The sequence below is a fragment of the Chitinophaga sp. 01L420 genome (assembly GCF_056399985.1).
In genome coordinates, this window is record NZ_JBFTSK010000091.1 from 1 (window position 1) to 11740 (window position 11740).

Here is an 11740-nt window from a genome sequence, read left to right on the forward strand (position 1 = left end):
CAAGCAATGCCGCACTCGTTCACGGGAAGCGGCTTTTTTTAGCTGTTAGCTATTAGCTTTTAGGAAATGCAGCGAAGATTAACAGATTATGATCTTCGCTGCATTTCCTAAAAGCTAAAAGCTAACAGCTATTCTATTATTTATGGATTTCTGATGTAAAATTGAACTGAATATCCGGATTGTTGGTGCGTTCGGTATTCAGGTACCACTCGGATTGGGCCAGGTAAACGAGGTGGCCGTCTTTATCTTCCACGATATTGGAAGATTTAAAGCGGATGAATTCTTCTATTTTATCTTTAGGACCGGTAAGCCAGCAGGCTTTGTAGAACTGGAGGGTGTTAAACTGACACGCTGCACCATATTCCTGCAGGAGGCGGTACTGGATTACTTCAAACTGCAATTCACCTACGCAACCAATGATTTTGCGGTTGCCACCATGCTGTGTAAACAACTGGGCAACCCCTTCGTCTGTCAGCTGACGTATGCCTTTTTCCAGCTGTTTGGTCTTCATCGGATCCTTGTTCACCAGCTCCTTAAACAGTTCAGGAGAGAAGCTCGGAATGCCGGTAATGTAGAAGTTTTCACCTTCCGTTAAGGTATCACCGATTTTAAAGTTGCCGGTATCAAACAACCCCACCACGTCTCCAGGGTAAGCATCATCCACTACATTTTTTTCACGGGCGAGGAAGCTGTAGGGGTTACTGAACCTAACGTCTTTGTCTAAACGAACGTGGTGATAAAACTTGTTACGTTCAAATTTACCGGAGCAAACACGGAGAAACGCAATACGGTCGCGGTGACGCGGATCGAGGTTCGCATGTATTTTAAAGACAAATCCACTGAATTTGTCTTCATTTACATCTACTTCGCGGGAGGTAGCGGTACGGTTGCGGGGAATGGGAGCAATGTCTACGAAGGTATCCAGCAGGTCTTTCACGCCGAAATTGTTAACGGCGCTACCAAAGAAAACCGGCGCCAGTTTGCCGGCGAGGTAGTCTTCCCGGTTGAAGGTATCGTAAACGCCTTCTATCAGTTCCACGTCGCTACGCAGCTGAGCGGCATCTTTTGCGTTGAAATGTTCGTCCACGTAGCTGCTGCTGAGATCTGCCAGCGGCACGATATCTTCATCAGTGGCTTTCTTGTTGGGCAGGAAGGCCACCAGGCTTTTATCATACAGGTTATATACTCCTTTGAAGTCGCTGCCCATGTTGATAGGCCAGCTGAGTGGTCTTACACGGATGCTGAGTTTTTCTTCCAGTTCGTCCAGCAGATCGAAAGGATATTTACCATCGCGGTCCATTTTATTCACGAAGATGATAACAGGCGTATCGCGCATACGACACACTTCCATCAATCTTTCGGTTTGTTCTTCCACCCCTTTCACACAGTCGATCACCAGCACTACGCTGTCTACTGCCGTCAGTGTGCGGTAGGTATCTTCTGCAAAGTCCTTGTGACCGGGAGTATCCAGGAGATTAACCAGGATATCGCGGTATTCAAAGGTCATAACGGAAGTGGCTACCGAGATACCTCTCTGTCTTTCAATTTCCATGAAATCCGAAGTGGTATGCTTCTTTATCTTATTGGACTTCACCGCACCGGCTGTTTGAATAGCACCGCCGAACAGGAGGAATTTCTCTGTCAGCGTGGTTTTACCGGCATCCGGGTGAGCGATGATAGCAAAGGATTTTCTTTTACTGATTTCGTTAGCGTACTTCATAAATATCCGAAAAATGGCAGCAAAGGTAACTAAATTTTTTGTCCGGCTATATTTCGTGTTTATTGGCGCTGCTGATGAACATAAATCCGCTAAATTTGAAATATGATAGCAACCCTTAAAATATTATGGAATAGTTTCAAAATGGCGATGCAGGAGCTGCGGGTGAATAAGCTGCGCACTTTTTTGTCGTTGTTTGGAATTACCATAGGCATCTTCTGTATTATTGCGGTACTTACACTGACTGGCAGCCTGGAACATAACATCAGAAAGGATTTGTCCGATCTGGGAGAAGATGTGATTTATTTGCAGAAGTGGCCCTGGGGAGGTAATGGTGAATATGCGTGGTGGAAATATATGAACCGTCCGGAGCCTGAATATAAAGATCTAAAGCCGATACAAGATAAGGTGCACAGTGCCGTCTATGCGTCTTTTAACTTTGATGCCAATGGCAAGAAGGTAGAATTTGGTGATGATTATATGGATGGTGTGACGATGATGGCGGTTACCAATGATTTTGACCAGATACAAACCTTGCAGATACTCGATGGACGCTTTTTTGCCAACAGCGAGAGTAATAGTGGCGCCAACGTGGCTATTCTCGGGTTTACCATCTGGGATGGTTTGTTTCCTTCTCCGGAATCCGCCATGGGTAAGATGGTGAAGGTAGCTGGCCGGGATGTGAAAGTGATAGGCGTACTGAAGAAAAAAGGAGAAAGCATGATCGGGGCGGGTAGTTTCGACAATGCGATCATCCTGCCTTATCGTTTTGCAAGAACGGTAGTAGATGAACGTCGTTTTGCTGATCCTTATATATTGGTGAAGGCGAGGCCCGGTGTGAGCCTGGATCAGCTGAAAGATGAGCTGAGAGGGGTGATTCGGGCTACGCATAGGTTGAGGCCGAGGGAAGAAGATGATTTTGCGCTGAATGAAATCAGTTCTGCCAATGACAGTCTGAACGCTATGTTTGGCGCGATCAATCTTGGTGGTGGCTTTATTGCCTTCTTTTCCCTGTTGGTAGGTGGTTTTGGTATTGCCAATATTATGTTTGTGACCGTAAAAGAGCGAACGAATATTATCGGGCTGAAAAAGGCCATCGGTGCCCGCCGCAATATTATCCTGATGGAGTTTTTGCTGGAATCTGTGTGTCTTTGTTTAATCGGGGGCTTGCTGGGATTGTTTATGGTTTATCTTCTGACAATAATTATTAATTCGGTGAGCTCCTTTGAAATGGTTATATCCGTTGGTGCCTTTATTGCCGGTTTGGTAGTTTCCGTTGGTGTAGGGGTATTGGCAGGGTTTATCCCGGCTTATATTGCGGCCAGACTGGATCCTGTGGTGGCTATCCGGAGTAATTAGACAAATAAATATTTTGGCAGCAGTGATGCTGTTGTACAGGCGGGGTTTTCCCGCCTTTTTTTTATTAATTTTGCAGCTTATGTCTGTTAAAATATTAGCGATAGAATCATCCTGTGATGATACAGGGGCGGCGGTACTGGTAGATGGAAAGGTATTATCCAATCACATTGCCAATCAGAAGGTACATGAACAGTATGGAGGAGTAGTGCCGGAGCTGGCTTCCAGGGCTCACCAGGAGAACATTGTACCGGTAGTAGACATCGCCCTGCAAACGGCGGGTGTAAAACGGGAGGAGCTGAGTGCGATTGCGTTTACCCAATCACCGGGACTGATAGGTTCCTTGCTGGTAGGGAGTTGCTTTGCCAAGTCTATGGCTATGGCGCTCGATATTCCGCTGATAGGCGTGCACCATATGCAGGCACATGTACTGGCTAACTTTATAGATGATCCCAAACCTGATTTTCCTTTTTTGTGCTTAACCGTTTCCGGTGGTCATACGCAGATCGTTTTATGTGAAAGTCCGCTGCGCATGCGGGTGATCGGCGAAACGCTGGATGACGCCGCCGGTGAAGCGTTTGATAAAAGTGCCAAAATACTGGGACTGCCTTACCCCGGCGGCCCGTTAATAGATAAATACGCTCAAACCGGTAACCCTGACCGTTTTAAGTTTACGGAACCCCGGATACCTGAGCTGAACTTCAGTTTCAGCGGATTGAAAACGGGGATACTGTATTTTCTGCAGGAAAACCAGCAGAAAAATCCCGATTTTATTCAGCAGAATTTGCCGGATATCTGCGCCTCCATACAACAGCGCATCGTGAGTATCCTGTTAAATAAAGTGGTGAAAGCCGCTGAGGAAACGGGTATACGTGATATCGCCATTGCTGGCGGCGTGAGTGCCAATAGCGGTTTGCGGAAGACCCTGGAACTATATGGGCAAAAACACCACTGGCGGACTTTCATTCCAAAATTTGAGTATTGTACCGATAACGCAGGCATGATTGCTATTACTGCCTATTACAAATTCCTGGCGGGCGATTTTGCCGCATTGGACGTGGTGCCCACGGCGAGAGCAGCTTTTTAGCTTTTAGCTGTTAGCTTTTAGCTGTTAGGAAATGCAGCGGAGATTAACATATTATGATCTCCGCTGCATTTCCTAAAAGCTAAAAGCTAACAGCTAACAGCTATTTAAAACCAGCTTTGGATAAAATCCTATTCCTTTCCTTGCCTCAATCGATTTAGCTTTATGTCCGGTTATAACAGCAAATTATCTATGAAGAAAATCTTGATTGCTTTATTCGGTCTGGTGATGACCTTTCAACTGGTGTCAGCGCAGGAACTGACCGCACATACCGAGTGGAAGAACCAGAAATATTCTATGTTCATTCACTGGGGGGCTATTTATTCTACGCTGGGCGGCGTTTGGGAAGGTAAGCCTGTTACCCGGGGGTATAGTGAGCAAATACAATCGCATGCCGGTATTTATAGTGATGTTTATGGAGATGTGGCTAAAAGATTCCATCCGGAGCAGTGGAATGCAGACTCGATTGTTTTACTGGCAAAGGAGGCAGGCATGAAATCAGTGGTGATGACATCGAAGCACCATGATGGGTTTTGCATGTTTCATTCTGCCTATACAGATTATAATGTAGTAGATGCTACACCGTTTAAACGCGATGTACTGAAAGAATTATCGGATGCTTGTCAGCGTAACGGCCTGAAGTTCGGGATGTATTTTTCCCTGATCGACTGGCATTTCCCGCAGGCATATCCTATCTCCAGCAGTAACAGTGATCCTATTACACCGGAGCATCATGAATACAATAAGAAGCAGGTGACGGAGCTGATGACCAATTACGGTCCGGTGTCAGAAATCTGGTTTGATATGGGTTCCCTGACAGCGCAGCAGAGCAGGGAATTGGCAGAAATAGTACATCGCCTGCAGCCGGGCTGTATGGTGAGTGGACGTTTGGGTAATGATGCCGGCGATTTTTGTGTGATGGGAGACAATCAGTATCCTGATTATAAAATAGCGTCTGCCTGGCAAACACCGGCTTCTGTGTATGATGAAACATGGGGTTACCGCAGCTGGCAGCAGCATGGTAAAGCGGAAGACAAAGCGCATGAGAAACTGGAAGGGCTGATTAAAGTGGTGAGCCGCGGTGGCAACTACCTGTTAAACATCGGGCCACGTGGAGACGGGTCAGTAGTAGATTTTGAAAGAGATGTATTACTGTTGAATGGCGCCTGGTTGAAACTCAATGGCGAAGCTATTTACAGCGCATCGGCGAATCCATTTGACACTACTTTTGCCTGGGGAGAAGTCACTACCAAACCCGGTAAATTATACCTGCATTTATTGCAGACACCAGCAAGCGGGGCTATTATTTTACCTGGATTGAACAGTAAGATCAGCCAGGTGACACTGCTGAGCAGTGGCAAACAAGTGCCGGTTAAGATAACTGTGAAAGGTGGTAATACACATATCCAGTTGCCTGCCGGTTTTACTGTTGCAGACAAGGACATTGCGGTATTATCGCTTACCTGTAAAGATGGGGTAAGTATTACCCCGCAGCATTTGTTGAAGCAGGCTACCCGTTTGACGAGAGATAACGCTACACCGTTATTCAGTTTCTCCGGTGTGGACTACGAAAGCTATTACCGCAGTCAGGTAGGTGATTCCTGGGCGTTTACCGTTACGAAGCCAGCCCACCTGCAGTTGATCTACAGTGACGCGGAAAAAGGCAGACGTATTCGTTTTACGCTGAATGGTACTACCAAAGAGGTGTTGCTGAATGGCGGTACTACTACACCACTGAATAATGATCCTGCTAATCTGCAGTGGGGGCCTATGTATAGCGCTGGCCCTTTCTGGTCAGGGATTGATGGTACGCATGGATCGGTGAAAGATATAGATCCTGCAAAACCATGGCCTAATAACGATAGTAAAGTATGGACGCTGCATAAGGACTGGCAGAATGATGCACTGATAAAATGGGACGCCGACAGAAGTGTAGCACAATATATATTGCAGGAAATTACCGCTGCCAAAGCGGGTAGTTATCTTGTAGGCTTCACCAGTGGAGATGGCGTTGCCGTATATTTAAATGGAGAAGAACAGGTATTACACAATAATCCTGAAAGAGGGGGAGTGGCTACCGAAGTGCTGCTGTTATCCCTGAAAGCAGGCAGGAACCAGTTGGTGGTAAAATCATACAGCCGTTTTGCGAAGCAGTCTGTAGTAGCCATTAACCGCAATGTACCACAGGTATTATATGTACAGTCGCTGGATGCAGCGGTAAAAGGAAACGGGAAGGTAGAAACGTGTGAGATCCGCGAGGCAGATCCGGTATCTGTGCATCGCAATCTGCGGATGCCTAACCTGGCAGTTGTGATTGATTCAAAATAAGGATGGCGAATACATTTTTTAAATTTAAAGAATTTACCGTTCACCAGGAGCATTGTGCCATGAAGGTGTGTACAGACGCCTGTATTCAAGGCGCCTTTACAGCGCAGTACCTGGTGGATAAAAATACAACGGTGCCGGCTATACTGGATATAGGAGCCGGCACAGGGTTGCTCAGTTTGATGCTGGCGCAGCGTATCCCTGCCATCATCACAGCCGTGGAACTGGATCCTGACGCGGCGCAACAGGCGCTAGATAATTTTGCTGCTTCTCCATGGGCCAACCGGCTATCCCTCACGCAAACGGACATACGAAAAATGGACAACGGATTGTCCTATGATTTCATTATTACTAATCCGCCGTTTTATGAAAGTGCGCTGAAAAGCGGGCATGCACAGAAAGACCAGGCGATGCATGCCACTAACCTGAGTTACCAGGAGCTGATCAGGGCTATTGACAGGCAGTTGACCCCATCTGGACAAGTATCCGTACTCCTGCCTTATACGGTTTTTGAGATTTTCCGGGAATTGGCTTTAATAGCCGGATTTCAGCTCCGGGAGGTATTGTATATCCGGCAAAGCGTGAACCATGGCTTTTTTCGGGCGGTGGGTATATTTAGCCGGAGTGGGGGGGATACCACTGTAAAAGAGCTGGCGATACATGATGCTGACCGTTTATATACTAATGCGTTTGTTTCGCTGTTGACGCCGTATTACCTGTATCTGTAAGGATTTAGTATCTTACGCTCCGCTATTTTATCCTTATTATGCACAGAAGAATTGTTTGTTTCTTCCTGTTACTGTTGTCTGTATATACGGCTGCAGCTCAGAAAGAAGTTTACCGATGGTATTTTGGCTATAACGCCGGTATCAACTTTAATACTACGCCCGCTTCTATTCTCACTGATGGGCAAACCTATACCCGTGAAGGAGTGGCCACTATTTGTGATGGCTCTACAGGTGACTTGTTATTTTATACAGAAGGAAGCACCGTATGGAATGCCAAACACCAGGTAATGCCTAATGGTACAGGGTTACAGGGAGATCCTTCCAGTTCTCAGTCTGCAGTGGCTGTACCCTTTCCCGGACATCCCGGACAGTATTACTTGTTTACTACCATGACCGACAAAGGATTTCGCTACAATTTGGTGGATATGGCATTGGACAATGGCATGGGAGATATTGTTCCCGGCACAAAAAATACAGCGTTGCTGAGTAATAACCTGAGTACGGAGAAAATAAGTGCTACCCGGCATTGTAACGGAAGGGATTTTTGGGTGATAACCCATGCGGTGGGCAGTGCTAATTATTATGTGTACCTGGTTACATCGACGGGCATATCAGCACCTACAGTGTATACCACTGGTGCAGTCATTCATTCCGGGGGCTGGGAAGAAGCGGGGATACTCAAATTTTCCGATGATGGGGGAACACTTGTACATACTTTAGCTGCCATGAAGCAAGGGCAAATGAGTAAGGTCGATCTTTTAAAATTCAATAATACCACAGGCGTCATCAGTGCGCCGTTCGAGACACTTAATGTGGTTTTTCCTTTAGGCACGGAATTTTCATCTGATGGAAAGTTGCTGTATGTAGTGAGCATGAATTATAAGATATGGAGCCGTATTTATCAATATGACCTTACCGCGGCGAATGTGAATGCGTCTCAGATAACGGTGGCCAGTGTTATCAGTCCTTTGCAGATAGGAAGTATTCAGATGGGACCGGACAGGCGTATCTATGTTGGATATGAGAAGATAAGTGGTTATCGGTATGTAGGTCTCATTCATCAGTCGGATGTAAGAGGAATGGGCTGTAATTTTGAACAGGATGGGATGGACATGGATCCCACTGGTCAGGGTCTGCGGAAAACATCCGTGTGTTTTCCCACTTTTGTAAACAGCTTTTTATATGTTCCGGCAGATTTTACGGTTTCGAATATTTGTGAAGGGACGCCCACTTTTAAGCTGGTCAATGCAACAGGGGTAACGAATGTGCTGTGGGATTTTGGCGATGGTACCACCTCTACAGCGCTATCTCCCCAACATATATACACCAGTGATAAAACATATACAGTAAAAGCAACGGTAACGCAGCATTGTAGTACAGACGAAAAGATACAGCAGATAACGATTGGCGGTGGCACGAAGGAAGCGGTCACCAAAGTCATTTGCAGTGGCGATACTTATATGTTGCCAGATGGGAAAAGTGTAAGTACTGCCGGTATTTATGTGAGCACTTTAAAAAGAAAGCTTAATACATGTGACAGCGTGATCACTACTACCTTAAAAGTATTGCCGTCATATCATTTAAAAGAAGATGTCAAGATTTGCAGCGGACAGGAATATCAGCTGGCAGACGGGCGTAAAGTAAATGTTGGCGGAACTTATGTTGCTTCGGTTAAAACTTACCAGGGCTGCGATAGCATTATTACCACTACCCTGACTGTGCCTCCCACCGATTACCAGGTAAGGGCTGCTTTTTGCGAGGGCAGCAATTATCAGTTGCCGGATGGAAGGGTAGTGGATAAAGCTGCTACCTATCGTTCTGCATTGACCTCTTCGCTGGGTTGCGACAGTATCATCACTACTGTATTGACAATGAATCCTGTTTATAATATCCGTGAAGAGATCAATATTTGCGAAGGGAATACTTATGCACTACCGGATGGCCGCATCGTGAAGACCACCGGGCAGTACACGTCAAATCTCGCTACCTATCTGGGTTGCGATAGCATTATTCTTTCACAGGTAAATATCCATCCCAATTACCGGATTTCGAAAGCGGTGAGTGTGTGCAATAATGTGTCCTATACGTTGCCGGATGGCCGTGTTGTATCCAAATCGGGTACCTATGTTTCACCGCTGCGTACTTACCAGGGATGTGATAGTATTATCACTACCCAGTTAACAGTATTGCCAGTTTATAGCAAGGAAGTATATGATACAGTGTGTAACGGTCGCCCCTATACGTTGCCGGATGGCAGACAGGTATTTACCGCCAACACGTATACCAGCAAGCTTTTTTCCATACATGGCTGTGACAGCATCGTAACTACTTACCTGTCGTTAAAGGAAAAACCCATGGTAACGATGGCGCCGGAAGTTTGTCTATTTGTCGGTCGGCCAATAACGATTACTGTTCAACCTGGATTTGATAAGTATATATGGGAAAATGGCGCCACCGGAAATGGGCATGTTATCCGCTATCCTGGCATATACCAGGTAGATGTTATCAATGAATGTGGTACGACTACCCTGCGAACTTTGGCAAAGGATTGTTCGGTAGATTTGTTTTTGCCGACTGCATTTACACCTAACGGAGATGGACAGAATGATATATTCCGGTTACGTACACCTAATGGACAGGTATTGCTGGAGTTCAGGGTATTTAACCGTTGGGGGATGGAAATATTTTCTACTGACAACCCGTTACAGGGGTGGGACGGTACCTTTAAGGGAGCGCCGCAACCTGTAGGCAGCTATGTATATTTTGTCCGGTATAAAAACATAGACGGTATAGAGAAGCAGCTGAAAGGGGCGGTTCATTTGTTACGATAATTCATCAGGAGATGCCTTTTGCATAATCTTCCAGGTAATCAAATCCTGGCGTGAGTGCTCCTTTACTGGCGATGGTGGCATGGCTGATCATGTCGCTGTCGTTTTTCAATAATTCTTCAAATACATATTTCATCAGTTGATCACCGAAGTACTGGGAAGCATCCCGGGGCAGTTCGTTGGGTAAATTGCTGACGCACATCATGTCGATGGTGCCGGGCAGATAGGGTGCTGTTTGTTCCATTGTATCCTTTGTAACGCCGTATACGGGGTCTTCTATGGTACTATCTCCCAGGTTGCAGGGGATAGAGCCATTGGTATCGTCTGTGATGTCTGCAATGACCTGTATGCGAAAATTATCTTTTTTCAGGTCATCGGCGAGGAAGAGGGGAGGGATGTTATGGTCCCAGTAGATGCCGTTCATCAGGATATCGCTGGCGGTAACATAAGGGAGGAAGCGGCATTCGTAGTTTTCCGGATGTGCGTGAAAGTCGGCCCTGCTATATGTTTTATCGTCTTTTTTCAGGTATAGTTCTCCTGCTTTCAATTGTGTATATACGGGATAGGCGTAGCTGTTAATCAGGTATTCTTCCGGGGGGAGGTATTTGATGCCGAGCAGGCCCATGATTTCCAAAGCGCCGGCAGCAACGCGTCCGGAGCCGGTAATTACGATTTTCACCGGCGGCAGTTTGATGCCGAAGTAATGCGCGATCAGCTCCTGGAAGTCGTGGCAGGTATGTACTCTTTTAAAGTGAAAGCTTTTTGTTTTTTCGCCATAAGCCATCAATCCATTGTGTGCCCCCACGATACCGGCAAAGAAGCCGAAGCCCAGAATGCGTTGTCCATCAGGATGTACCAGGCATTCATAGTCGATCAGCGTAATATTTTTTTGCAGAATCGTTTGCAGCATGTGTTGGTTATGCGGCTGTTTCTTTTTGGTATGGCTGAAGAAAAGGTAGGTTTTACCTGCTATCAGTTTATCTACAGGAACCTCTTTAATACCCAGGAGTATGGTGCATCCGGAGAGATCTTCCTGCAATGGGATATCGGCTTTTTCATACTCTTCATCCGTAAAGCAACGCAGGGGAGATGGCTGTACGTATAGCCGTACCTGTGGGAAATGGTGCATGATCCACTGGCATTGTTTGGGAGTAAAGGCCACCCTGTTATCGTGTGGATGTTTATCTTCCCGGATCAGTCCTATATGTATCGTGTTTTCCATCTTTGAATTTACAGTATTTTAATGAACCGGGAGGCGCCGGAAATGTTAAGGTGTAATGGTCATAGGGGTGGTTTTTAGGAGAAAATAGCGAGTTGAAGAAAAAATTTTTTACGAATAAAATATAACGTGTTGATTGATTGTAACTATTTGTGGTGGCTGATTTTGTAGGTATTTGGTGGCGGGTGTCAGCCTTTTGTTACCCGGTTTTTTCTTACTGAAATGAAAAATTTTCTTGGAGAATAAAAAAGAGTTTCTATATTTGCATCCCGCAATTGACGCGGCGAGTTCTTATAAAATGATTGCCCAGATGGCGGAATTGGTAGACGCGCTAGACTCAAAATCTTGTTTTCGAAAGGGAGTGCAGGTTCGATTCCTGTTCTGGGCACCCTGATTTACAATTAGTTATAAAGGYTCCTTCTTAGGGGCCTTTTTTATTTTTCAAAATTTGCCAGCAAAGAAAAGTGCAGGAAGCAAAGAACT

At 45.9% G+C, this 11740-nt stretch carries 7 protein-coding genes and 1 tRNA gene; 6 read left to right on the forward strand and 2 right to left on the reverse strand.

Annotated features, from left to right (window positions below):
* Window positions 1–136 precede the first annotated feature (136 nt).
* Window positions 137–1720: a peptide chain release factor 3 gene (locus tag AC1DP6_RS35745; protein WP_477059182.1), complete on the reverse strand. Its 1584-nt coding sequence runs from the start codon at window positions 1718–1720 to the stop codon at window positions 137–139.
* A gap of 102 nt (window positions 1721–1822) precedes the next feature.
* Between AC1DP6_RS35745 and AC1DP6_RS35750 the strand changes: the two genes are divergently transcribed.
* The 5 genes from AC1DP6_RS35750 (at window position 1823) to AC1DP6_RS35770 (ending at window position 10041) form a co-directional block, all read left to right on the forward strand.
* A complete protein-coding gene (locus AC1DP6_RS35750; protein ID WP_477059183.1) occupies window positions 1823–3076 on the forward strand; it encodes an ABC transporter permease in 1254 nt (417 codons plus the stop codon).
* A 79-nt stretch (window positions 3077–3155) separates the two neighbouring features.
* Window positions 3156–4160 (forward strand): tRNA (adenosine(37)-N6)-threonylcarbamoyltransferase complex transferase subunit TsaD, encoded by a 1005-nt coding sequence (tsaD, locus tag AC1DP6_RS35755; RefSeq protein WP_441575913.1) that lies wholly within the window; start codon window positions 3156–3158, stop codon window positions 4158–4160.
* Window positions 4161–4349: 189 nt separating this feature from the next.
* On the forward strand, window positions 4350–6485 hold the full coding sequence (locus AC1DP6_RS35760) for an alpha-L-fucosidase (protein WP_477059184.1): 2136 nt from the start codon (window positions 4350–4352) through the stop codon (window positions 6483–6485).
* A 2-nt stretch (window positions 6486–6487) separates the two neighbouring features.
* Complete coding sequence (locus AC1DP6_RS35765; RefSeq protein WP_477059185.1) at window positions 6488–7210, forward strand: tRNA1(Val) (adenine(37)-N6)-methyltransferase; 723 nt, start codon at window positions 6488–6490, stop codon at window positions 7208–7210.
* Between the two features lie 38 nt (window positions 7211–7248).
* Window positions 7249–10041 carry a T9SS type B sorting domain-containing protein gene (locus AC1DP6_RS35770; protein ID WP_477059186.1) on the forward strand — a complete coding sequence of 931 codons (2793 nt, stop codon included), beginning with the start codon at window positions 7249–7251 and terminating at the stop codon, window positions 10039–10041.
* A 4-nt stretch (window positions 10042–10045) separates the two neighbouring features.
* Here the strand turns inward: AC1DP6_RS35770 and AC1DP6_RS35775 are convergent, their stop codons facing one another.
* Window positions 10046–11260, reverse strand: a complete 1215-nt coding sequence (locus AC1DP6_RS35775) for an NAD(P)-dependent oxidoreductase (RefSeq protein WP_477059187.1) — start codon at window positions 11258–11260, stop codon at window positions 10046–10048.
* A 301-nt stretch (window positions 11261–11561) separates the two neighbouring features.
* Here AC1DP6_RS35775 and AC1DP6_RS35780 point away from each other — a divergent pair.
* A tRNA-Leu gene (locus AC1DP6_RS35780) sits at window positions 11562–11645 on the forward strand.
* The last annotated feature ends 95 nt before the right edge of the window (window positions 11646–11740 follow it).

Coding starts and splice junctions, on each gene's coding strand:
- AC1DP6_RS35745 (WP_477059182.1), bottom strand. CDS start 1,720: ATGAAGTACGCTAACGAAATCAGTAAAAGAAAATCCTTTGCTATCATC.
- AC1DP6_RS35750 (WP_477059183.1), top strand. CDS start 1,823: ATGATAGCAACCCTTAAAATATTATGGAATAGTTTCAAAATGGCGATG.
- tsaD (WP_441575913.1), top strand. CDS start 3,156: ATGTCTGTTAAAATATTAGCGATAGAATCATCCTGTGATGATACAGGG.
- AC1DP6_RS35760 (WP_477059184.1), top strand. CDS start 4,350: ATGAAGAAAATCTTGATTGCTTTATTCGGTCTGGTGATGACCTTTCAA.
- AC1DP6_RS35765 (WP_477059185.1), top strand. CDS start 6,488: ATGGCGAATACATTTTTTAAATTTAAAGAATTTACCGTTCACCAGGAG.
- AC1DP6_RS35770 (WP_477059186.1), top strand. CDS start 7,249: ATGCACAGAAGAATTGTTTGTTTCTTCCTGTTACTGTTGTCTGTATAT.
- AC1DP6_RS35775 (WP_477059187.1), bottom strand. CDS start 11,260: ATGGAAAACACGATACATATAGGACTGATCCGGGAAGATAAACATCCA.